23 protein-coding genes are annotated in these 23,344 nt (G+C 34.5%); 4 read left to right on the top strand and 19 right to left on the bottom strand.

Going from position 1 to position 23,344, the window contains the following annotated elements:
• Window positions 1–3 precede the first annotated feature (3 nt).
• From ABID96_RS14515 to ABID96_RS14575, 13 genes are all read right to left on the bottom strand, one after another.
• Window positions 4–675 (bottom strand): ABC transporter ATP-binding protein, encoded by a 672-nt coding sequence (locus ABID96_RS14515; RefSeq protein WP_377897067.1) that lies wholly within the window; start codon window positions 673–675, stop codon window positions 4–6.
• A gap of 5 nt (window positions 676–680) precedes the next feature.
• On the bottom strand, window positions 681–1,769 hold the full coding sequence (locus tag ABID96_RS14520; protein ID WP_192602649.1) for an ABC transporter permease: 1,089 nt from the start codon (window positions 1,767–1,769) through the stop codon (window positions 681–683).
• Between the two features lie 73 nt (window positions 1,770–1,842).
• Entirely contained in the window at window positions 1,843–3,222 is a 1,380-nt protein-coding gene (locus ABID96_RS14525) for a sensor histidine kinase (protein WP_192602650.1), read from the bottom strand.
• Entirely contained in the window at window positions 3,219–3,896 is a 678-nt protein-coding gene (locus ABID96_RS14530; protein WP_192602651.1) for a response regulator transcription factor, read from the bottom strand. Before ABID96_RS14530 ends, ABID96_RS14525 begins: the two co-directional genes overlap by 4 nt.
• Window positions 3,897–4,351: 455 nt before the next feature.
• Window positions 4,352–4,531: a tudor domain-containing protein gene (locus ABID96_RS14535; protein WP_087998854.1), complete on the bottom strand. Its 180-nt coding sequence runs from the start codon at window positions 4,529–4,531 to the stop codon at window positions 4,352–4,354.
• A gap of 5 nt (window positions 4,532–4,536) precedes the next feature.
• Window positions 4,537–4,833: a ferredoxin family protein gene (locus tag ABID96_RS14540; RefSeq protein ID WP_087998853.1), complete on the bottom strand. Its 297-nt coding sequence runs from the start codon at window positions 4,831–4,833 to the stop codon at window positions 4,537–4,539.
• Complete coding sequence (locus tag ABID96_RS14545) at window positions 4,834–6,129, bottom strand: FAD-dependent oxidoreductase (protein WP_192602652.1); 1,296 nt, start codon at window positions 6,127–6,129, stop codon at window positions 4,834–4,836.
• Window positions 6,113–7,153, bottom strand: coding sequence for an electron transfer flavoprotein subunit alpha/FixB family protein (locus tag ABID96_RS14550; RefSeq protein ID WP_192602653.1), 1,041 nt, complete (start codon window positions 7,151–7,153; stop codon window positions 6,113–6,115). The genes ABID96_RS14545 and ABID96_RS14550 overlap by 17 nt, the downstream gene beginning before the upstream one ends.
• A complete protein-coding gene (locus ABID96_RS14555) occupies window positions 7,154–7,981 on the bottom strand; it encodes an electron transfer flavoprotein subunit beta/FixA family protein (protein ID WP_192602654.1) in 828 nt (275 codons plus the stop codon).
• Between the two features lie 393 nt (window positions 7,982–8,374).
• Window positions 8,375–9,229, bottom strand: a complete 855-nt coding sequence (locus tag ABID96_RS14560) for a VOC family protein (protein ID WP_192602655.1) — start codon at window positions 9,227–9,229, stop codon at window positions 8,375–8,377.
• Window positions 9,226–9,585: a DoxX family protein gene (locus ABID96_RS14565; protein ID WP_192602656.1), complete on the bottom strand. Its 360-nt coding sequence runs from the start codon at window positions 9,583–9,585 to the stop codon at window positions 9,226–9,228. Before ABID96_RS14565 ends, ABID96_RS14560 begins: the two co-directional genes overlap by 4 nt.
• Before the next feature lie 392 nt (window positions 9,586–9,977).
• Entirely contained in the window at window positions 9,978–10,427 is a 450-nt protein-coding gene (locus ABID96_RS14570; protein ID WP_192602657.1) for an RrF2 family transcriptional regulator, read from the bottom strand.
• A 335-nt stretch (window positions 10,428–10,762) separates the two neighbouring features.
• Complete coding sequence (locus ABID96_RS14575; protein WP_087998846.1) at window positions 10,763–10,966, bottom strand: alpha/beta-type small acid-soluble spore protein; 204 nt, start codon at window positions 10,964–10,966, stop codon at window positions 10,763–10,765.
• A 319-nt stretch (window positions 10,967–11,285) separates the two neighbouring features.
• Here ABID96_RS14575 and ABID96_RS14580 point away from each other — a divergent pair, with 319 nt between their 5' ends.
• Window positions 11,286–12,326 (top strand): LLM class flavin-dependent oxidoreductase, encoded by a 1,041-nt coding sequence (locus ABID96_RS14580; RefSeq protein ID WP_192602658.1) that lies wholly within the window; start codon window positions 11,286–11,288, stop codon window positions 12,324–12,326.
• A gap of 65 nt (window positions 12,327–12,391) precedes the next feature.
• On the opposite strand, the gene ABID96_RS14585 is transcribed toward ABID96_RS14580, so the two are convergent.
• The 3 genes from ABID96_RS14585 to ABID96_RS14595 all read right to left on the bottom strand — a co-directional run bounded on the left by ABID96_RS14585 (window position 12,392) and on the right by ABID96_RS14595 (window position 16,206).
• Complete coding sequence (locus ABID96_RS14585) at window positions 12,392–12,583, bottom strand: hypothetical protein (RefSeq protein WP_192602659.1); 192 nt, start codon at window positions 12,581–12,583, stop codon at window positions 12,392–12,394.
• A 60-nt stretch (window positions 12,584–12,643) separates the two neighbouring features.
• Window positions 12,644–12,808, bottom strand: coding sequence for a hypothetical protein (locus ABID96_RS14590; protein ID WP_192602660.1), 165 nt, complete (start codon window positions 12,806–12,808; stop codon window positions 12,644–12,646).
• A gap of 230 nt (window positions 12,809–13,038) precedes the next feature.
• On the bottom strand, window positions 13,039–16,206 hold the full coding sequence (locus ABID96_RS14595; RefSeq protein WP_192602661.1) for an ATP-binding cassette domain-containing protein: 3,168 nt from the start codon (window positions 16,204–16,206) through the stop codon (window positions 13,039–13,041).
• Window positions 16,207–16,610: 404 nt separating this feature from the next.
• Here ABID96_RS14595 and ABID96_RS14600 point away from each other — a divergent pair, with 404 nt between their 5' ends.
• Window positions 16,611–17,327, top strand: coding sequence for an N-acetylmuramoyl-L-alanine amidase (locus ABID96_RS14600; protein WP_377896912.1), 717 nt, complete (start codon window positions 16,611–16,613; stop codon window positions 17,325–17,327).
• Between the two features lie 149 nt (window positions 17,328–17,476).
• Here the strand turns inward: ABID96_RS14600 and ABID96_RS14605 are convergent, their stop codons facing one another.
• On the bottom strand, window positions 17,477–17,881 hold the full coding sequence (locus ABID96_RS14605; RefSeq protein ID WP_483301368.1) for a GNAT family N-acetyltransferase: 405 nt from the start codon (window positions 17,879–17,881) through the stop codon (window positions 17,477–17,479).
• A gap of 150 nt (window positions 17,882–18,031) precedes the next feature.
• The gene (locus tag ABID96_RS14610; protein ID WP_192602663.1) at window positions 18,032–18,286 is read right to left on the bottom strand and encodes a SemiSWEET transporter; all 255 of its coding nucleotides are present in this window, start codon (window positions 18,284–18,286) and stop codon (window positions 18,032–18,034) included.
• A gap of 477 nt (window positions 18,287–18,763) precedes the next feature.
• Between ABID96_RS14610 and ABID96_RS14615 the strand changes: the two genes are divergently transcribed.
• Both ABID96_RS14615 and ABID96_RS14620 read left to right on the top strand, forming a co-directional pair.
• Window positions 18,764–21,139: an immune inhibitor A domain-containing protein gene (locus ABID96_RS14615; RefSeq protein ID WP_192602664.1), complete on the top strand. Its 2,376-nt coding sequence runs from the start codon at window positions 18,764–18,766 to the stop codon at window positions 21,137–21,139.
• 495 nt (window positions 21,140–21,634) lie between these two features.
• On the top strand, window positions 21,635–22,477 hold the full coding sequence (locus ABID96_RS14620) for a hypothetical protein (protein WP_192602665.1): 843 nt from the start codon (window positions 21,635–21,637) through the stop codon (window positions 22,475–22,477).
• A gap of 386 nt (window positions 22,478–22,863) precedes the next feature.
• Here ABID96_RS14620 and ABID96_RS14625 read toward each other — a convergent pair whose 3' ends face one another.
• Window positions 22,864–23,316, bottom strand: coding sequence for an SRPBCC family protein (locus tag ABID96_RS14625; protein WP_192602666.1), 453 nt, complete (start codon window positions 23,314–23,316; stop codon window positions 22,864–22,866).
• Between the last annotated feature and the right edge of the window lie 28 nt (window positions 23,317–23,344).

The raw sequence follows: 23,344 nt of genomic DNA on the forward strand, positions 1-23,344 counted from the left end.
AATTTACTTTTCAGTTAGACGCCCGTTTTCGATAAATATAACTCGATCGCATAAGTCTAACATTCGTTTATCATGTGTAACCATGATAGCGGCTTTATTTCTTTTTTTCACTTCATTAGCTAGCATTTCAACAACAGTTCGGCCACGTTCAGCATCCAAACTAGCAGTTGGTTCATCTGCGAAAATAACTTCTGGATCATTCATAAACGCTCTTGCGATGGCTACTCTTTGTTTTTCCCCGCCTGATAAATTTTCTGGATAATTCATTTTCCTATTTGTTAAGCCCAACCGCTCTAACAGCTCATCGGCTTTTTGATTAGCAACTGTTGTTTGACCACCAGTTAATTCGCTAATTAATAACAATTGATCCTTTACTGTTAAATAAGGCAACAAGTTGGACATTTGAAAAATGAAACCAATCTTACTCAATCTAAATGCAGTAAGTTTAGAAGGAGGTAGCTTACTAATTTCTATATTATCTATAAATAATCTCCCACTACTAGGGGATAGTAACGCTCCAGCAATCGAAAGAAATGTACTTTTCCCAGATCCAGAAGGACCTACAAGCGCTACAAGTTCACCTGATTTCACTTGAAGAGATACTTCATCAAGTACTTTAATTGAAGAGTCTCCATCTTTATAAACTTTACTAATATTCTCTAGTTCTAGTTTAATACTCATTAATTAGCCCTCCCTATCGCTTCAACCGCATCAATTTTTGTAATTCGGTATAAGGATAATAGTGATCCGATAAGAGCTACAACTAGAAATAATAGTGAACAGCCTAATACTAACTGTAAGTTATAAACAAATGGCATACTATTTGGTAATATTTTTGATAATCCGTAAGTTAATAAACTACTAAGTATAAGACTCGCAACCGTCAAAACAAGAACCTGAGAAACAATATTTTTTGCTAAATAACTTGTTTTTGAACCTATTGCTTTCAATACACCAAATTGGTTGATCTTTTGAATCGTTATTACATAGAAAAATACTGCTAATACAAACGCTCCAATAATAAATAAAAAAATAATCATCATGTATAAAGAACCTTGTTCTTCCTTATAGCCCGGAATCCCTTTTAATGCTTCATCTTTTTGAATCACTTCAATTCCAGCTATTTTTTCTTCTAAATTTTTTACATGATCCGATTTTGTATTTAATGAAATCGCATTAAAACCTTGATTAGCACTAAAAATCATCGACCATTCGTTAAAGTTTAGATGAATGACTGGTGTATGACTAAATGATTGGTTTTCTGTAAATCCAACTACCTGAAACTCTTTGCCTGAAATTTGGTCAATTATTTTATCTCCTAAACGAATTCCATCGTCTTTAAGTGAAGCATCAACGACTACTTCCGATTTTGTATCATTATTAATCATTCTACCTTCTATGACCTTTGGTTGGAGAAATTCACGTGTATCAATTGCGAAAAATGAAGCATCAATTTTTTTTGATTCTCCATCCTTCATTATTGTAGTCATTTGAATACCTAAAGGAGTTGCATTTTTTTCACTTATATATTGTTGCACTTCATTTAAATTTTCATTATTTAATGTGGAATGACTCAAACGTTTATCAGAATCCTTTTGAAGAACGATATAATTTGCTTTCATACTTTCAATTGACGAAGCATTATCAAATGACAATCCTTTCGCAAGCCCAGTTACAAATAAAACCAGTAAAGATATGAGGATCATAATGCAGCTGATTAGTAGAAAGCGAAATTTTGCATGTTTAAATTCTCTTAAAGCAAGAAACATCAACTATTCATCTCCTTTTCTAATTTCTCTCTTGAGTATAGAAATGGAAAGTGAACAGAAGGTGAACAGTTCATTACATTTGTGGAATTTTAATCAAAAACAATGTTCCTTCATTTAATTTACTTTCAACATGTATTTCACCATTATGTAATTCAATAATTTGTTTCGTAATCGCTAACCCCAAACCAGTACTTGATTCTTTACGAATTCTTGCCTTATCAGCAATATAGAATCGATTAAATATATAAGGTAAGTCATTTTCTGAAATTCCAATACCGGAATCTTTTATCTCGATCGTTAACATGTCATGTTTATTAGAAAGTCTTACCGAAATCAAACCACCTTCTTTATTAAACTTAATACTATTCATGATTAAGTTTGTCCAAGCTTGATGTAATAAGTTTTTATCTGCAAAGATATTCGTTGGAGCTAATTCCATTTCAATTGCTAGATTTTTTGTTCGCCAGCTCCACTCATTTGTTACGATTATTTGTTTAATCTGTTCGGCAACATCATATTCCGTTTTTTGTAAAATTTCTTCCTCTTTATCTAATGAGGCTAATACTAATAATTGTTTACTCAATAAAGACATACGTTTACTTTCTTTTTCGATAATTGATGAAAATGTTTTTCTTTGCTCGTCAGTTAAATTATCTGCTTGTAATGATTGTGAAAAGCCTTGAATTGAAGTTAGTGGTGATTGAAATTCATGCGAAACATTTGAAACAAACTCCTGGCGCATTTGTTCAATTTGATCTAATTTTTTTGTCATTTTTGTAAAATGATTGGCAAGCTTACCAATTTCATCTTTTCGTTTAATTTGTAAACGAATCTTATACTTACCTTCAGCGATAATTTTTGTGGCTTCTGTTAACTTCACAATTGGTTTGACAATGTAGCGTGTGCTAATGAATACCATTAAGATACTTAATAAAATTGTTAGACCTAAAATGATGGAAAATAAAATTCTAAGCTCCCCAAACTGAAGCTCCACATTCGGTCTTAAAAATAGTGCAAAATGATTTTCTCCATGATTAATTGGAACACCAATTGTATTTACAACTGAATTATCAAAAAAACCTGTCACAAACCAATTAGTCGGATATCGAGCTATACCATGATAAACTTTCCCGTTTAAGACTGATTCTATAGTGGTCTCATCCAATTGACTCTTCTTAAAAGAACCACCGTAAAAGGTCTGTTTCTCATTCTCATCTACTAACAAAACTTGGTAACCTAAATCTCCTACATTCTCTAAATAATCCTGTATTTTTAAACTAGGATTCTTTTCATAAAATGATTTCACTTCATTGGCCATTTTTGTTAGCTTTTGATCGTTATAAGGCTTAAGTTTATAATGATAATAAATATTTGATATTAGAAACGACACTAAGCCACTAAAAATCATGACAAAAATAGTCGTTAGCACAATCCTTACATATAATGTTTTCACTTTTTCGTGACCTCCAATTTATAACCGACGCCACGTACAGTTTTAATGGAAAAATCATCTGTTAAATTTGAAAAACGTTCTCTTAGTCTCTTAATATGAACATTTATTGTACGATCATCACCATCGAAATCGGCACCCCAAATTAAATGAATTAATTCCTCGCGTGTAAATATTCTGTCAGGATAACTTGCTAATTGTGATAATAATTCAAACTCTTTCATTGGCAGCATTAACAGCTTACCCTTACAATAAACTTCATAGCTTCTTCGATCAATTATCGTTTCATTTAGGGTAATTTGAGTTGCATTTACCATCGTAAAACGTCTTAACAATGCTTTAATACGAAACAATAATTCTTTCGGCTCAAAAGGCTTCGTTACATAATCATCCGTTCCAACCCTATACCCTTTTTCCTTATCTATTAATTGATTTTTTGCAGTAAGTAAAATAACGGGAAAATCATAATCATTTCTAATTTCCTCACAAAGCTCATATCCGTCTTTATTTGGCATCATAATATCAACAATTGCTAAATTCACTTGTTGCTCAGCAAGCAATAATGAAGCCTCTTCCCCATTTGCCGCCTCAAATGTTGCATAACCTTCAGCTTGTAGAAAATGTCTTAATAATTCTCGAATATGAGCATCATCATCAACAATTAAAATTCGAATCATAGAAACCTCCACTTTCCCTTTCAAAAATAAAACTAAATCTAACTTTCTGTTCGTACGATTTTCTTTTTCAATTAATCATATCATCCAGGCTCATAATATACTTTTTGTTTATCAATGGTATTTTATCAAGGTTTAAAAGAAATTGTATCATTAGAATCAGTTGTTTTACACAATAAAAATCCTTCTTCAATTGAAGAAGGGCTACTCAATACATACTCTAATTACATTTTTATATCTACGATTATTCCTACAAAAATAAAAAATTATCGTGGATTTAAATCATTCCTTTTTAACTTAACCGATAAATGAAATCAAAAAAAGACTACCGAAGCAGTCCCAAAATTGTTTCATCATGATCTATTAGAATCAGTCTATTATCAACTAGATCGATCATTTTTTTACGATCCATTCAAATTTATTTGGAGCGATTGGCAGTTCCTTAATCAAAGAAATCTTTACTTAGGGGTAAAAAGTTGAATTAGTTCTGCACAACTAATCTTTTTAAGTAGCTCTTTATTTGCCCAGCTAACAACACGGTCTTCCCAAGCGACTAAGCATTGATTGTCTTTAGTTTCCATAACAGTACCGACAGCACCATCTAAACTAAACATCACATAATTGCCAATTGCGAACATTGCAATCACCCCAGTCTAAAGATAATTCCGTGTCCACCTTTCGGGTATTCCCATTTAATATTTTGATGAGGACATCCAATTCTACAACTTCCACATTCATGACATCCTTCATAACCTACATGCATTCGAATATTTTCCCATTTATAGACTTCAGCCGGACAGAAAATTGTACAGACCTTATCCGGACATTTTGTTAAACAAATATCCGAGTCTAGTACAGTTAAGTGCGATTTTGTATCAGCATTAAAACGAACGAGATATTGTTTTTCCTCAATTGTATGCTCTTTCTTTGTCTCACTCATTTATTTCATCACCTTCCATGCTTTATATACATCTTTCGCAAGTTTATATTTAGATTTGACACCTCCCAAATCGCTCATAATTTTCTTTTGTTTTTCCCATTTAGATTTACCGTCGACAGTGAACATTTGACTTGCTGATTTGTTAAGAAGAGGGATATATTCCTCGAAATATTGAGGGAATTTTTCAAAATGGTGAGTAGCATCTTTGTATTTTTTTAAATCTTGGCCAACAAAGCTATCTAGTAATTTATTAGCATACGATTTTAAGACACGTTCGGTATATTGACCAATTTCTTTTGCTTCAATAATCGTTTCGGCTGCGAGTCTACCTGAAGTCATTGCCATATTAGAACCTTCACGGTGGATCGCATTTACTAATTGTGCTGCGTCTCCAATCACCACTACCCCATTGCCGACTAGTTTCGGAATAGATTTATAGCCACCTTCTGGAATTAAATGTGCCAAATATTCCTGTGGCTCACTTCCTTGAATATAAGGGCGAATCATCGGATGTTTTTTGACATACTCTAGCAGTTCATACGGTTTTATTTTATGTTCAATCATTCCCGAAAGTAATGTACCGACCCCAATGCTTAATGTATCTTTATTTGTGTATAAAAAGCCCGTTCCAACGATTCCTTTTGTCGCATCCCCAAACAACTCAATTGCACAACCTTGATTTCCTTCTAAGCCAAAGCGGTCCTCAATGATTTTGCTGTCGAGCTTGACTATTTCCATCGTCGCTAAAGCAACCTCATCTGGTCTCCATTCCTTATGAAATCCTAGTGATTTTCCTAATAGAGAGTTTACGCCATCTGCCAACACAACCACGTCTGCGTATAAATCTCCATCTGGTCGGTCTGTTCTAACACCGACAACAACACCATTTTCTACGATACATTCCAATACGACCGTTTCATTGATTAGTAGTGCGCCTTGCTCAACAGCTTTTTGTGCGAACCACTGGTCAAACTTTGAACGAAGCACGGTAAAATTGTTATATGGCTCTTCAGCAAATTCCAATCCTTTATAACCAAATGTGGTTGCAGATTGTTTATCTAACATCATGACACGTTGCTCCACTATGACACGCTCGATTGGCGCTTCCTTCCAGAACTCAGGGATTACGTCCTCCATCATTTTACGGTAAAGAACGCCTCCCATTACGTTTTTAGAACCTGGATACTCTCCTCTTTCAATGAGGATTACGTTAACACCATTTTTAGCTAGCTCGTATGCACATGAGATTCCTGCTGGTCCTGCTCCAACGACAATTACATCAAATTTTTCCGGCATGGTCGTGATTTTCCTCCTTTAAAGAAAAGCTTTCTTGGAATTGTTGAATTAAGAGTGGAATGATTTCGAATGCATCGCCTACAATGCCATAGTGACACGATTGGAAAATAGGTGCATCCGGATCTTTATTAATAGCAATGATGAGACCTGAGTTTTGCATCCCAACAATATGTTGAATTGCACCTGAGATTCCAATAGCAAAATATATTTTAGGGGTAACTGTTAATCCAGTTTGACCTACTTGATGATGGTGTTCCACCCAACCAGCTTCGACTACATCTCGACTCGCACCAACAGCTGCACCAATTGATTCTGCAAAAGTCTTAATGATTTCAAAGCCTTCTCTACTTCCAAGTCCTTTTCCACCTGCAACAATTATGTCAGCTTCATCAATCCGAACTTTCTTGGTTGTCGCTCGCACAATCTCCAATACTTTTGTTCGAATATCTTCTTCCTTTAAGTCGATTTCTTCTTCAATTACAATTCCTTCAGCTCCAGGATTAGGAGATAACGCTTTCATCACTTTCGGACGAACAGTTGCCATTTGCGGACGATACTTTTTACATAAAATCGTCGCCATGATGTTACCACCAAATGCCGGACGACTTGCTAATAATAAACCTGTATCTTCTTCAACGTCTAAGACTGTCGTATCTGCAGTTAAACCAGTTGGTAAGTCTGTCGCAACAGCACTAGCCAAATCCTTACCTTTTGAGGTTGCACCATATAATAAGATTTCTGGCTTGTATTTGTTACTACATTCTAATACTGCTTTCATAAAGGATTCCGTTCGATAATCTTTAAAAATAGGCTGATCATAAACATAAACAATATCAGCTCCATATTCAAAAAGTTTAGGGGTTAACGATTTCACATCATGACCAATTAAAATCCCTGCTAGTTCACAACCACGTTTTTCAGCTAATTGTTTACCTGCACCTAATAATTCCAATGAAACGGGTGCGATCACTTTGTCATTTTCCTCAATAAATACCCAAATACCTTTGTAATCTGAGAAATCCATTTATACCCCTCCCTTCACTTCAAATAATTCCTTCTTATCACTTAAAATCTTCATTAACTCAGCTACTTTTTCATTAGAAGTGCCTTCAAAAACTGTGCCACCCTTTGCTTTTGGAGGAGCCCAAACTTTTGATACAATCGTCGGTGAGCCTTTTAAACCTAATTGTTTGATATCCACATCTTCTAAATCTTTAACTGCCCAGATAGTTGGTTGATATTTAGCAGCTTTTATCATATTTGGCAAAGAAGAGTAGGGGACTTCATTGATTTCTTTTTCAACAGCAAATAAACAAGGTAATGTAGTCTTAATAACTTCATGACCGTCCTCTATTTTTCGATGAACGATCGCATAGCCTTCTTCTTTATTTATCTCATGAACTTTTTTTACTGAAGTTAAAGGTGGGATATCAAGTCGCCGAGCGATTCCTGGCCCAACTTGTCCAGTATCACCGTCGATTGTCATTTTTCCACAAACGATCAAATCAATCGGTTGAATTCCCCCTATTTTTTCAATCGCTTTCGTTAAGGCATAACTTGTCGCTAAGGTATCTGCTCCAGCAAATGCTCTATCTGAAATCATATATCCTTCGTCAGCACCAATTTCAATACATTTTCGAATTGCTTTTACAGCAGGAGGGGGTCCCATAGTAATAACAGACACTGTCCCACCATATCTTTTTTTCAATCGAACCGCTTCTTCTACTGCATGTGCATCATATGGGTTCAAAATTGCAGGCGCACTGGCCCGATCCATCGTATTGGTTTTTGGATTCATTTTAATGATTTTTGTGTCAGGTACTTGTTTAATACAAACTACAATATGTAACACCTAGTTCACTCCCCTTTATCTTCCCTTCACCCTTAGCTAGTAAATGTACATGTATTCAACTATATTAATTTTTATAAGGAAATATGATAGAAGTGAGAGTTTAGTTTTAATATTTTGTTTAAAAAAATTATTCGTAGATTTCCACATCAGGATGCTCGCTTTCCGTGGGGCGTGCGCTGAGCCTCCTCGGCGTTTCCGCCTGTGGGGTCTCAGCTGTCCCGCTACTCCCACAAGAGTCGAGCACCTTACGTTCCAATCTTTCATGAAACATCAGTATGCAAAACACCATTCTTTTAGAAAAAGTGTGAATTACTACTATAATCAACCGTTCCAAATAAAAAAGACATTTGCGGTCATTGCTCGCAAATGTCTCTAAATGTAAAATCTTTATATTTAACCGACTAATATTTGAATTGTATTTCCTGATGGATCCTTCGTGTAAGTAATTCCATTCTCTTCAAAAATTGTTGCATTGATGTTTGTTAATCTATCAATGGCATTTGTTTTTTCTTCTTCACTTGGATATAACAATGTGTAATGTTTTAATCCAACATTGTTTTCAAGTGGAGCAGTACCACCTGCGCTATGCCATGTGTTAAAGCCTAGATGGTGATGATATTGACCTGTTGATACAAATAATGCCTGGTTGCCGTATCTAGTTACTACATCAAATCCCAAGCCTTCGCAATAAAACTTTTCAGTGCTTACTAAATCGGAAACTTGTAAATGAATATGTCCCATAATCGTTTCTTGTGGTAAACCTGTGAATGTTTCTTCTCCAGCTAGTGATAATAACCCCTCTACATCAAGGCGACGACTATCCATTACAACCTGTTCATTTTGCCAGTTCCAACCTTCGTGTGGACGGTCTGCATATATTTCGATTCCATTCATATCAGGATCAGCTAAATATAATGCTTCACTTACTAAATGATCAGAACCACCTTGAAGTGGATTTCTAGTTTCTATAAAATGCTTTAACACAATACCTAAATCTTTTCGAGTTGGTAAAAGTAAAGCAAGATGATATAAACCTGTATTTCTATCATTTCTTGGTACGCTATGATCAATTTGTTCTAGCGTAATTAATGGCTTAACCCCATCAGCAGTTAATCTTGCTTTAGTCGCTGATTGATCCAAAATTCGTAGTCCAATTACTTCTTGATAAAATGTAATTGAGCGTAATAAATTGGATACTTTTAATTCTATAGTTGGTGCATAAACTTGTGGCTTCACATGGAAATTCACTTTACATTACCCCTTCTAGAAAATAATACAATTAATGTTAACACTAACAAAACAAACGGAGCCATTGCAACATTTAAGTCTTGACCTGCACTTAGATGAGTGTAGACTGCACCTGCCATAATAATGGCTAATCCAGCTGATGCAAGTGTAGCTATTTTAGATTTCCAAAAGCCTACGATCAGACCAATCGCTCCAAGTATTTCAAAACCTCCGATTAAATACATGAATCCTTTAGAGTACCCATATACTTCTTTAAAATCATGTAACATCTGGATATTACCACTTAACTTAACAGCTCCAGACATTAAAAACGCAATAACTAATACTACTTGTAAGATACGAGTTAACCACTTCATCTCATTCTCTCCCTTTTATATATATTTATAAATGATAACTTTAAGTTTTTAATATACTGAACTCAATACAAGAACAGTTTAAAGCATAAATGAACCAAAATTGATCGCCTGTATTGATTCTAAATAAATTGGTCACTTATACTGCAACTAATTTAATTGAGTTTAGAAAAAAATCCCCTTAAGTTTAATTCTTGTACTTAAGTTTAGTCATCCATTAAGTGTGCTTAACTTAAGGACAGTATATCCGATAACTGTTCTCGTTTCAAGTACAATTTTACATTTAGTTTAATATTTATTCTTCGATAACTGTGTTACCTCTTTAATATTGTTGATGTTCATCTACTTCAAGTTCCTAAATAAAAAAATACCGCACATGAATTTGTACGATATTTTTATATTGATTCTAAACTTTTATGATTAGCTCGTTTTACAAAGTCTGCTAAAGTGTAATTACATAAGAAACTAAGCATATGATCTTCTGCCTCAATAGCGAAATCCGCAAAAACATTATTCATTACTCGTCCACTAGAACAATCTGAAGTTGATTCGATTAACGCTGTCGATAATGGTTCAGTCATTTGCAATGCGAGATACACTTCTTTAAGAGTGATGTCCTCTGGTGCTCTCGCAAGGAGATATCCACCATCTCTACCTTCTCTAGCTTCTACAATTTTATCTTTTACTAAAGGTGCCATAATTCTTCTCATAAATGAAACACCAGAACGAATATGTTTAGCAATTGCTTTACTTGGAGTGACACCATCAGTTGTAGCTAGTAAGACCAATGCTTGTATCGCAAATCCGAACCATTTCGGAGTAACTGAGTTTTTACAATTTGACAATTTCATCACCTACCAGTGACATTATTATCTCTTGTTTCATAATGCCTTGCAAGTAAATAGTCGATTTCGGTAAATTTTATATTAAAAATAACTTTGGAGTGGAAGGTGCGAGACTCCAATTGGAGTAGCGGGATGGGTGAGACCCCTCACAAGTAGGGTAGGCATGCTAAAAACACGACGTTCCGTCGTAACGCATGCATGATCCACATAGTGTGGACCAAGGAGGCTAAAGCTCTCGCCCCATGGAAAGCGAGCATCCTGAAACGGAAATCAACATTCTTTCTTAACAGAGCCAAAAATAAAAAAGATGGAGAATTTTCTCCATCTTTTTCTATTTATCGAGCATATCCGCCTAAACTTTGCTCAGCCATTTGAACTAATCGCTTTGTAATCTCTCCACCAACTGATCCATTAGCACGAGATGTTGTATCCGGACCTAATTGCACTCCAAATTCAGAAGCTATTTCGTACTTCATTTGATCAATTGCTGATGAAGCGTTTGGTGAAACATATTGATTTGATGATCTTCTGTTTGCCATGTTGTCGACTCCTTTGTTTTTTGGATGCTCTGATGTTTCATCAGATTAAAGATAGTATGATTCAGTTAAATTATTCTATACATATATTTACAAATTTTTTTTCTTTTTCCAATTTTACTTTTTGTTGCCATTCATAAAATAAAAAAACATGATTACATAAAAATTTAAGTAGGTTCAAAAACTTGTACATTCTAAGATTATTAACTATAATTCCTGTATACTGTATAAAATTAAAACACAGTTTAAACGAAATATGATATTTTTCCATGACAATAAATACCAAATTACACGTGAAGTTTGTACGTAGGAGGAGAATAGAATGGCATCAAATAGATTTCAAGATAAAATTGCAAAACAATTACACGAAATTCCTTTATCAGTGTTGGATTTAGCACCAGTTGTGGAGGGTAGCACCCCATCTGATGCATTTAAAAATAGTCTTGATTTAGCAAGACATGCCGAAAAATTAGGTTATCTTCGTTATTGGTTTGCAGAGCACCATAATATGCCTGCAGTAGCAAGCTCTGCAACTTCTGTTGTAATCGGTCATATTGCAAGTGGGACATCTACTATTCGTGTTGGCTCAGGTGGGATCATGTTACCAAATCATCCACCATTAGTAATTGCAGAACAATTTGGTACACTTGAATCACTTCACCCTGGTCGAATCGACCTTGGACTTGGTCGTGCACCAGGAAGTGATATGTTAACAACAAGAGCTTTAAGACGTGACTTACGTAGCGGCGAAGATTTCCCTGCACAACTTGATGAGTTAAGAACTTATTTTGATCCGTCACTTGGAAATGGCAGTGCACATGTTCAAGCAATTCCAGGAGAGGGCTTGAATGTACCAATTTGGTTATTAGGATCAAGTGGTTTTAGCGCACAATTAGCCGCTGAACTTGGTCTACCATTTGCATTTGCAGCTCATTTTGCGCCTGACTATACAGTTCAAGCAATGCAAATCTATCATAACTATTTCAAACCTTCGAATGTATTAGATGAACCATATGCAATGATTGGCCTAAACGTGGTTGTTGCAGATACAGACGAAGAAGCAAATAGACTATTCACAACGCAACAGCAATCCTTCTTGAACTTAATTCGTGGTGGTAAACCTTCTTTACTGAAACCACCAGTTGAAAATATGGATGATATTTGGAGTCCATTCGAAAAACAAACATTAGAAAATCAAATGAGACTGTCAGCAATTGGAAGTATTGACACAGTGAAAGATAAGCTACAAGCAGTTTTAAATATGACGAAAGCCGACGAAATAATGGTCAACGGTTCCGTATTCGACCATTCTGCTCGACTATATTCATATGAATTATTGAAAAAAGCTGCTGAAATGCAGTAATAAAGAAAACTCATCTTCTAATAAAGATGAGTTTTTTTATTTACCATATAATATGTAAGTACTTACTACTTATTTTTTTCATTCTCGAATGGCTTCGTTTTAGCGAAAAGTACAAAACTAATCAGCAGTAATACGATATTTGCAATCAATGCATGTTGATTTGGAATAAAAGGCAGTATAAATTGAAATTCAAATTTACGATCAATGACACCAAGAATAATCCCACGAATAATTCCTTGTGCACCAACTACGAACAAAACAATTCCCAATACTCTTAAAAATGTATTGATTTTAATTCACCTCTATAAAATTTCACTCTATTCATCTTTTTTATATTTTCTCCGTATTCTATTAATCAATAAGCCGATGCCTAATATGAGAGCTACACAACCTAATACTGCATCAAATGGATCGAAATGAACGATGATAAATTGACCTTCACTTCCACCAAATTCCTTAAATTCTTTATCTGGACCAAACATGTATTATTATCCACCTCTAATGAAATTGAGAAAATGAAACTACGTTATACTTAACTTATTTCAATAAAAATGGATAACTTCCTTCTTTCTAAACTCAAAATCTGCCATGTAAAACATAAAAAATGCTTGTCAAAACCTCAAATATTTTCAACACGGTTATTCATTTTCAAAAAGATGAAAAACTCATTTGTAAATTGAAAACAAATGAGTTTTTATCTTTATAATACATGCTATTTTGCTAAAAGGATTTGATATACTGCCATCATATCCCGCTTATTCAACTCACGAATTCGGTTGAAAATTGGAATATCTGCAACTTCCTCTGTAATTTGGCTCTCTTCAACTACATCACTAACTTTTCCAGTTAGCCACGTTTGTACATCAATACCCTCAACTATCTGTTTTAGTCCTTCATCATTAATACCACTTGCATAACAACTTACACAAGGTACTGATAATTTATGGACCCCATCATGAAGACCATCTTCTGAGATAACCTTTTTCCCTTTACAGAATGGACAAGGATTACTAGATTTAATTTTATTAATCAATGTCACAATTTTTTTATAACCAAATGCTTCATATACATAAGTTAATTTTTTGTATTTACCATTTGTAAAATATTGATCGATGATGTTTTCTCTCGTTTCGTAAATCCCCTCAAAATCACAGATTGTTATTTGGTTTTTACTACTGATTGCTTCAATATTACTTTTAATTTGATCCCAAAAAGGCAAAGCATTTTGTAAAACCACTTCATAATGGACAAAACTTGCTTGCTCAATTTCAAACATTTTAAGCGCTACTTGCTTTTCTCTAGGTAGTAAAGAAACATCCTCTGTTAGTGCGATATCTCCACCAACAATTGATTTTAATTTTTCAAGAACAGGTAAATTGCCTACTGTTTTCATCACTTGATCAATTGGCTGGTTGATGATTTCACGGATATCACTGTTCCCAAACATTAATTTTTTATGATGTTTTAAAACCGTTCCTTCACAAACTGGACAAGTAATCATCTCTTTTGATTCTTTCATTTGCTCTTTAATCAATGATTTAGAAATAAACATATAACGGCCAATGATAAAGTTGAAACCTTCCCAAGTTCTAGAAGCCTTACCTGCTTTATCATAAAAAGACTTTTCCCAATAACCATATAAAAATGTATGTTTTTCAGCTTCAGTCATCTCATTGTAACTTTTACTAATATCCTGACCAAGTTCATTCTTTATTTCATCAAATAGGAATTGTAATTTAGGATATTGATAATATTTTAATACTTCCATTACGTCTGGATGTAATAAACCATCCCAGAATGGCACAGTTTTGTCTTGAATCACAACATCAATATCAAATTGTTCGATAACACGACGACCAGAACAACTTGGACAATGATTATCTTGGTTATAGAAATCGAAGCTTTTCGTATCTTTATTCTTTGGATGAGCACTTACAATATGGTTGACTAACCCACCAATTTCATAAAGAAAACTAAATTGACTATATAAGTGTCTCTCAAGATCAATTGCGATTACTGGTGCGATTTTTTCTGATTCATATTCACCATAAATCAATCTTGCCATTGACGATAAACTTTTTAAGATACCACCTTTATAGATATTTTCCGCATTTTTAAAATAATCTATATGGTTTTCCTTGATGTAGTGTATCCCCTTTTTTTGATGAATAGTTGAAGTGATTTCCAAAGGTGCATCAATATGTACAGTTTCAATGTTACGATAATACTCCTCATGACTAAGTACATCAAGATGCTTTACTGGCTCAATCTGCCTTTTACCAAAATCTACGATGTAATCAGAGCTTTCTAACATATAAGCATTATGTTCAATCATCATAATTGAAACAGAATCATCCTCAAGAATCACCCTAACACTATCAATGAATTGATTTAAAATATTTTGAGATAATCCTTTTGAAGGCTCATCAAAAATAAACAGCGTATGTGGATTTCTTGTATTACCAAATAGCTCAGAAACTAAATGAACACATTGAAACTCACCAGTCGATAATGATTGTGTTTTTCTTTCTAATGTTAAATAGCCAAGTCCAAGCTTAATTAATAAGCTTAAGCGTTTATGCGCGATGTCTTCATTTGGCAATTCCTCAATAATATCTTCAATCGAACGCTCAAAAATATCATCAATGTCATCACTATATTTTGTTAGTTTCTTTTTAATATCTAGGAAAGTCGCAACTGTAGATCGACTTGTAATAGATTGATTACGATCTTGTCCTACGATCACAAGCTTATCCTTTGGATGTCTATTCAGAAAATCCTTCGCCATACAGTCGTTAACAAGTGTAGATTTTCCACACCCAGATTCACCCGTAAAGGTTACTAATCTATTTTTTGGTATTTGAATTTCATCAATTTGAATATTTCGACAGTAAAGATCATGAAATTGATAATACTCACTTGGCTTTACTTCATTACGTTCCCAAATAATTGGTTTTGGACGTGGTGATTCTTCAACAATTTTCCCACCATATTTACCGCTACCAGGACCAAAGAATAATTGTTCATCCGATGCATCTAAGACTGTATCCGAATGATCAATCAGCCAAATTTGATTTTTATAACCTAATTGTTTAATTTGTTCAAGTATCTTTAAAAGTGTTTGGTGATCAAGACCAACAGAGATTTCATCAATTATAATGACAGTGTCTTCACTAGTAGCCATGAATTCAGCTAAATATAGTCTTGTTAATTCTCCACCTGATAATGTTCCCATTATGCGATTAAGTGTTAAATAACCAATATTCATATTAATAATGTTTTTAAGAATATGTTGTTTGGCTTCACTAATATTTAATTCTTCTGATAAAGAATGAATAGATTCAATGCTTAAGTTATTAATGTCGGAAATAGTATGTAGTTTATCAAACAGTTCAATTGTATATTGTTCAACTTCCTGGCTATAGCGCTTCCCATGACATTTTGTACATTCAACATTTTTAGTCGTACCGCGCCCCTTACAAGCTGGGCACCAACCTAATTCATTATTGAATGAAAAAACCTCCGGAGAAAGATGAAACTTCTCAGCAAGGCAATCACGGATTTCTTTAAATACACCAGTGTGTGTACCAATTGTTGAACGAGGATTAGATGAAATAGAAGATTTTCCTAGAAAAAGTACTAGCGGCATTTCTTCCATTTTGATGGCACTGAAGTTGGTTTCCATAATATTTGAAAATAGATATTGATATTCAGCCTTTGGTAATAAAGATACAAGACGTTTCTTTGATTCTTCCCCAATAGATTGACAGAAAGTTGTTTTTCCAGATCCAGATAATCCAGCTACACCTAATGATTGATTGACCGGAAGTACTGCATCTAACTTATGTATATTGTTCGCAATTAATTGATTTATTTTCATAGTTTCATCCTCTTTAGTTCTAGTTCTCTATACTTATTCTTTCCAACCTATGATACTTTTTAGACTTACTACAAAATCCTCCTTCCTTTGATGGTTACTATTCATTCTAAATTATTACGAATTTTGTCGATTCATAGATTATTATACAATGACGAGTATGCAAACGTATATCATAGTAAAGTTCTATTTCTAAATAAAATGGCTGATTTTAATTTCAGAAAAACACTAACTGTACAAAAAAGAGAGCCACTTTTTGCAAGAGATCTCTCCGTTTCTAATTGTGATTTTTTATTATGCGATTTTGAGTGCAATAAGAAAATCTTTCTCCCTCGTTTGTTGTGTTCTGTTACACTTAAGGATGTGTCTTATACATAAAAAAATGGAATCTTTGGAGGAGAACAGTTTTGAAAAAAATTATCTTGTTTGCTTCCGTTATTGGAATGGTTGGGACAATTTTTCTTCAATCGACCGAAGCAATAACAAAACCGGAACCACAAAAAACGATTTGTATTGATGCAGGACATCAAAAAAAGCAAAACCTTCAGACTGAACCAGTTGCACCTGGATCAAAAGTAAAAAAAGCAAAAGTGTCATCTGGTACGCGCGGTGTTGCTACCAAAAAATATGAATATGAGTTGAATTTAGAAGTGGCACTTCAGTTACAAAAAGCACTCGAAAAAAAGAATTACAAGGTGATAATGACGCGAATGAAGCATGATGTGAACCTAAGCAATATCGACCGTGCTACAATTTGTAACAATGCAAAATCTGCTTTGTCGATTCGCATTCATGCGGATGGAAGTACGAACAAAAATACACAAGGTCTTTCTCTCTTGTACCCATCTGGTACTTCAACGAAAAGCATTAATAAAGTAAGCGAATCCATTGCGAAAACTCTATTAATGGAAAGTATCCTAACAACTAAAGCGAAAAAAGGCTATGGAGACGGCCTTCTCCCTCGAAGTGATTTAACTGGTTTTAATTGGTCCAAAACTCCAGTTGTACTGATTGAAATGGGTTTTATGTCTAATTCAACAGAAGACAAACGACTCTCAACCAAAAGCTACCAGCAAAGTATTGTGAACGGACTGGTCAACGGGATCGTCAAATCTATTCATTAAGTCGAAAATTTCATCACTGGTTATTTAACTGAATGGCTTTATTTAAACTACATTTAGAAAAAAAAGAGGACGATCGATTAATGAAAATCCTCTTTTTGTTGTTCAAGCGAATTTTAGTTTTTAGTAGATCTGTATTTTAAACTGTTTCATTATGATTCAATATAAATTGATTCAGATATCCATTGGTATAAAATATCGGGTAAATTTTCTTCATTTTCGTTCCCTCTACCAATTATTTTAAAGCCATGCTTTTCATAAAAGCGTTGAGCTTTTTCATTTACTTCAAATGTTTTAAGTGTTAATCTCCCACTTGATTGCACTTTTACCATATCTAGTAATAATTGACCAATACCTATTCCTTGGTAATCTTTATGAATATATAATTGGCTTACTTCTCTTTCATTATAGGCAATCATCCCTACCACTTTTTCATCAATTAACGCTATATCTACTTTAAAGCTTTCGAATAATATATGATTTAGAAAATAAACGTGATTTTCAAAGCTATGAGTTTCTTTTTGACCAATAGCATGTTCCTTACTATCTCTCCACATTTTCACTGTATGTTCAGCATAATTGTGATTATACTTTTTAACGATAATATTTTGTTGAGTCACTATACATACTCCTTAATGTTTGTATTTAACTAAAGACTATCGATGTGTTGCCTAAATAACTGCACATTAATTCCTATGTAAGCCTATTTAAGAGCGTGGACTTTTTAGCTTATAAAATAAAATAATGAATGCAAACACAAATGTTACTGCATTAGCCGAAATAACTGCAAGATCATTAATAAATATACCGTAAACTAACCAAAGTAATATTCCAGCACTAAATAAAATGTACATCATTAATGAAATGCCTGATGTGTCTTTTGTTTTTATCGTTTTAATTGCTTGTGGTAAAAAAGAAGCGGTTGTTAATATCGCAGCAATGAAACCGATGATTGTAATCATTTACTATTTCACTCCTTATCAGATGTTTTTGTGTCCTCCAATTAATCCGCAAAAGATGAGAGCTACACAACAGAAGTGTGTTAGTTCAATTGTTCATTCCCTTTGTATATACACTATTTATCTTTATATTATATGTTCTAGTTCAAGTATCCTTCTCCTAATCAGAAATAAAAAATGTTGCTGAAACAACCCTTTGACTTCAACTATTGCATGCGTTAGTTAAATAAGAAAAACTAAATTTTTATTTTGCTTATATATCTAAATAGGTCAATAATGCTAAGGTTCTTTCTTCCTTGCAATTATTTAGTTGGCGTTTGTTTTAACATTCGGTATTACATTGGTAACAGACTGTTTTTTCTTCCAGTAGGAAAGTCGTAATTTGTTGTTATTTATTAACGTTTAGAATATTTACAATTTTCACACAAAAACATATGATTATTCTTGTAATACACTACATATAACAAGGGGGTAAAAGAAATGCTGAAAAACAAAACAGGTTGGAAAGTTCTTTCCAGCATGTCCGTCAGTGCCATTGTGGTGAGCGCCTTATTTAGCGGGACGTTCGTTGGGTCCCATGCGGAAAAACAGGTAGCAAAAGCAGCCACTAAAGAATGGTCAACAACTGATTTAGGGGTTGCCAATGACGAAAGACTTATTGAGTTGTTAAAAAAGCAAGGGAAAATCGCAAAAGATGCAAGTCCTGCGGAAGCTGAAAAAGCGTTGAAAACTTTTTTGAAAGCGAAAAATCAAGCACCTAAAACAAAAGGGTTCGAATCCGATGTTCTAGAAGTGCCAAAAGGTAAATCGAATACAAACTCTAATGGATTGACGAACGGCAAGGGTAATAAATTGGGACAAGCAAACAAATCGACGGTTGATTCTGTTGAAAGAGAAACCTATAACGGTAGTGTCCGTAAAGATAAAGTACTCGTTTTAGCTATTGATTTCCCAGATTACGCGAAAAGCTCAATTACCAAAGAAGAAACGGATATGTTTTATGAAGATTACACCCATGAACATTTCCAAAATATGATTTTCGGGCCAAATGGCTACACAGGACCAAATGGTAAAAATATGATTTCAATGAAGCAATATTATGAAGCGCAATCGGGCGGAAGCTACACCGTAGATGGAACGGTAGCAGGCTGGTATACAGCCGATCATCCAGCTGCTTACTACGGAGGAAACTATCCAACACCAGATGGGGCTGACAGAAACGCTAGAGGTTTGGTGGTAGAAGCGTTGAAAAAAGCTGCTAAAGATCCTTCTATTAACTTAGCAGATTACGATGCATGGGATCGTGACGATTACAACGGAAACGGCGTTTACAATGAGCCTGACGGCATCATTGACCACTTAATGGTCATTCACTCAGGAGCAGGAGAAGAAGCGGGTGGCGGAAGCTTAGGATTCGATGCAATTTGGTCACACCGCTCGAAACTTGCTTCAGGTCCAATTGCGGTTCCAGGCGGAAAATCCAATAGTAACCGCTTTGGTGGATTATTAGGGGCTTGGGATTATACAATTGAACCTGAAGACGGAGCTGCAGGTGTTTTCTCTCATGAATTTGGTCACGATTTAGGCCTTCCAGATGAATATGACACACAATACACAGGTGCTGGAGAACCAGTCGCGTATTGGTCTATCATGTCAGCAGGAAGCTGGGCAGGAGAAATTCCAGGTACAGAACCAACCGGATTTAGTCCGTATGATAAAGAAATGCTACAGAATTTACATGGCGGAAACTGGCTCAGCGGAACCACGATTCACGCAAATGATGTGACAAAAACGGGTACAACGGTTCTACTAGATGAAGGTTCCACGAAAGGAACTAACAATGACGCGGTACGCGTGAATTTACCAGAAAAAGAAAATCACGTGAACATTCCAACAAGCGGAACATACGAATATTATAGTGGTTCAGGAAATGATATGGAACATTCAATGACAGCGAATGTTAACCTGACAAATGCTACTCAACCGAAGTTAACGTTCCAAGCTTGGTACGACATTGAAGAGGATTGGGATTATGCGTCTATTCAAGTGAAAGAAGAAGGGTCGAACGTTTGGACTTCCCTTTCAGGAAACATTACAAAAGACAGCAATCCGAACAATCAAAATCCTGGTCACGGGATTACAGGTACATCAAACGGATGGATACCGGCTACATTCGATTTAAGTGCTTTTGCAGGAAAACAAGTGAGCATTAAATTTAACTACTGGACAGACCCTTACGTTGCTCAACGTGGTTTTTACGTGGACGATATTCAAATCACATCTGATGGTCAATCGATTTTATCGGATAATGCAGAAGGAAATTCAGTGTTTACGTTCCAAGGATTCGCAAAAGACAAAGGAACTTACCTCTCTACACATTACTACCTATTAGAATGGAGATCTCATAACGGGGTGGATGCGGCCTTAGGACACATCCGTCGTGGTGCAAGCCTTATGAGCTATGACCCAGGTCTAGTGGTATGGTATGTAGATGAAAGCTTTGACAATAACTGGACAGGTGTTCACCCAGGTGATGGATTCCTAGGCGTTGTTGATGCAGATCAGCATGCAATGAGCTGGAGTGATAAAGCGGTTGCCTCTTCTCGCTACCAAGTCCATGACGCTGCATTTGGATTGAATAAAACAAATGCCATGTTCTTAGATTACAAAAACCTTTTGGGCATTACGATGAAAGACAATTTTACTGCTCGCAACCCATTGTTTGATGATCAAGCGGATTTCTCAAACAATGGCCTAATCGATGCGGGACGCAACATTCCAACTTACGGATTAAAATTCCGTGTGGTGAACGAAAGTGCGGATGGCACAGTAGGTAAAGTCCTAATATTTAAATAATTTAAAAATCAAATCTTCCTTTAGAAACAGGTGAAGTTATAAGCAATTGCCATATAGTGCAATTGCTTTTCTTTTTTTTATTCAGAATCTAATTGTAATAGACTTAATTAGTGGATTTTGTTTTTATTTACCATAACCTCAAACCCATTCCTAGTGAGCTACCTTAAAAAGTGTTAACCACAAAAACTATTTCATACGTTTTATCACAATAATCAAATCAAAAAAAAGGAACAATAAAAATAATCAGTTAAAATCATTTCTTACTCGTTTAATCTGCTTATTCAACTAACGCATGCGTTAGTAAATAAAAATTTATTAAGAAGTTACTTAGTTAAATTTATTTAATGCCCTAACTATGAATAGCCAATGCAAAATTAATCCCCTTTTTCCTTATTAAGAATACCTTATATTCCCAATTATTTAATAGCTATTTTATATAAAATTAACACAAAATAGATGTATTCAATCACTAAGCATCGGAGTTGACATATAGAGGTGAAAAAAGCTTTTTTTATTGTAATCCTTTCCCTTTCATTATTTTGCTTTGCAGAACTTACTTACGCTACGACAGACGAACCAGCTCTCTCTCCTATTAGCTTTCAAATAGAAATTCAGAATTGGGAAGCTGTCAATAAATTACTCCCAAAATACTCGAAGTTCACTGTAATCGATGTGGAAAGTGGCAAAAGCTTTGATGTACAACGGAGGGCTGGTAGTAGGCATGCAGATGTTCAGCCATTAACAAGAGAAGATACAAAGATTATGAAGGAAATATATGATGGGAACTGGAGCTGGCGAAGAAAAGCTATATTAATTTTAGCTCATGACAGACTAATCCCTGCGTCCATGCATGGAATGCCACACGGTGCAGGTTCTCTTCAAAACGGTTTCCATGGTCACTTTTGCATTCATTTTTTGGGAAGCACGACACATCGGACAGGAAGATCAGACTTTTCACATTATGTGATGATCCTTAAAGCTGCTGGGAAAATTGATGAATATATTAATAACAATCCACCTTCCCAACTGCTAAATATATTATTCGTTACTATTAAAAACGGAGATAAAGAATTGTTTGAAAATATTGCCATAAGTAACAAAAAAAATATTAAAAAAGAGTTTAAAAAAATAGAAAAAATTGAAGCAATACAGTGGAAATTGCCTGAAACAAAGGTGACAGATCCATACTCTTTTGCAACTGAAATCCCAGTTGAGGTTTATCTATTCATAAAAGATAAAGGTCGGGTTAAAACCAAACTCTCTTTTACTTTGACGAGAACGTCACCTCTTTCCCCATGGAAAGTGAATGTAGATCCTTTACTTTCAACCATTAACTAAGTGTCTAATTACAGGAGTGAAAATAATATTAAAGATGTTATTGATGATTTGTCATTAACCATTAAATTTTGCAATTTGATTCTGATACAACGTTCTGACTTTGCTTTGTCTGTTTAAAGTTTTTCTATTTTGCCTAATTTTGAAGAGGATAAAAGATGCTACTCCTAAAGATTCAAAGTAACATATGCGGTAGTTCCGGATAACTAATCAGTCGAACTAATCTGCCATTATGCCATTATTTTGAATAGAATTAATAAAAAAAGGAACATATTTCGTTAAGAAATACGTTCCTTTTTGTTTTAAAATCTATTCCGGAAGATTATAAAACATTTCTCGTAGGTTTTAGAAAAAATTCCGAGAGTTTACGAAAAATCACATTTCATAAATTACATTTTTAATGCTTCTTGTTTAACTCTTTGTAAAAAATCTTCAACTACTTTCATAGCACCTTTTTTATTCCCTAGTTTTAGCATTGCTCGTCCAACGAAATTAACGCCTTTATTTGAACCTTCATAAATAAATTTTGTATGATTTTCATCTATTTTTTCAAGTCTAAATAGAAGATTCGTTTCAAACGCATTTGCTAAAACAAAGCTGATTTGCTTTTTCTTACTAGTTTCTGTATCTTCATAGTCTAATGTATTTACAATATAGGTTTCTACACGCTTTCCTTCTCGGTAGCTTTGTTGGTGCTTTGCACCAATTTCATTTTCGTTTTTTTCTATTAATATGTGTTCTTCAACTTTAGGCATAATTTTTTGAATGTTTTTATCTAAAAATAAGCGCCATACCTTTTCAATATTTGTTTCTATGATAATGTCTTCTTTCCACTGAATCACTTTTTCTCCTCCTTACCAGATGCAATTA

The sequence above is a fragment of the Gottfriedia sp. OAE603 genome (assembly GCF_040543965.1).
Lineage (GTDB): Bacteria > Bacillota > Bacilli > Bacillales > Bacillaceae_G > Gottfriedia > Gottfriedia solisilvae.

Coding starts and splice junctions, on each gene's coding strand:
- ABID96_RS14520 (WP_192602649.1), bottom strand. CDS start 1,769: ATGTTTCTTGCTTTAAGAGAATTTAAACATGCAAAATTTCGCTTTCTA.
- ABID96_RS14530 (WP_192602651.1), bottom strand. CDS start 3,896: ATGATTCGAATTTTAATTGTTGATGATGATGCTCATATTCGAGAATTA.
- ABID96_RS14535 (WP_087998854.1), bottom strand. CDS start 4,531: ATGTTCGCAATTGGCAATTATGTGATGTTTAGTTTAGATGGTGCTGTC.
- ABID96_RS14540 (WP_087998853.1), bottom strand. CDS start 4,833: ATGAGTGAGACAAAGAAAGAGCATACAATTGAGGAAAAACAATATCTC.
- ABID96_RS14545 (WP_192602652.1), bottom strand. CDS start 6,129: ATGCCGGAAAAATTTGATGTAATTGTCGTTGGAGCAGGACCAGCAGGA.
- ABID96_RS14550 (WP_192602653.1), bottom strand. CDS start 7,153: ATGGATTTCTCAGATTACAAAGGTATTTGGGTATTTATTGAGGAAAAT.
- ABID96_RS14565 (WP_192602656.1), bottom strand. CDS start 9,585: ATGAAGTGGTTAACTCGTATCTTACAAGTAGTATTAGTTATTGCGTTT.
- ABID96_RS14575 (WP_087998846.1), bottom strand. CDS start 10,966: ATGGCAAACAGAAGATCATCAAATCAATATGTTTCACCAAACGCTTCA.
- ABID96_RS14580 (WP_192602658.1), top strand. CDS start 11,286: ATGGCATCAAATAGATTTCAAGATAAAATTGCAAAACAATTACACGAA.
- ABID96_RS14590 (WP_192602660.1), bottom strand. CDS start 12,808: ATGTTTGGTCCAGATAAAGAATTTAAGGAATTTGGTGGAAGTGAAGGT.
- ABID96_RS14595 (WP_192602661.1), bottom strand. CDS start 16,206: ATGAAAATAAATCAATTAATTGCGAACAATATACATAAGTTAGATGCA.
- ABID96_RS14605 (WP_483301368.1), bottom strand. CDS start 17,881: ATGTGGAGAGATAGTAAGGAACATGCTATTGGTCAAAAAGAAACTCAT.
- ABID96_RS14610 (WP_192602663.1), bottom strand. CDS start 18,286: ATGATTACAATCATCGGTTTCATTGCTGCGATATTAACAACCGCTTCT.
- ABID96_RS14615 (WP_192602664.1), top strand. CDS start 18,764: ATGCTGAAAAACAAAACAGGTTGGAAAGTTCTTTCCAGCATGTCCGTC.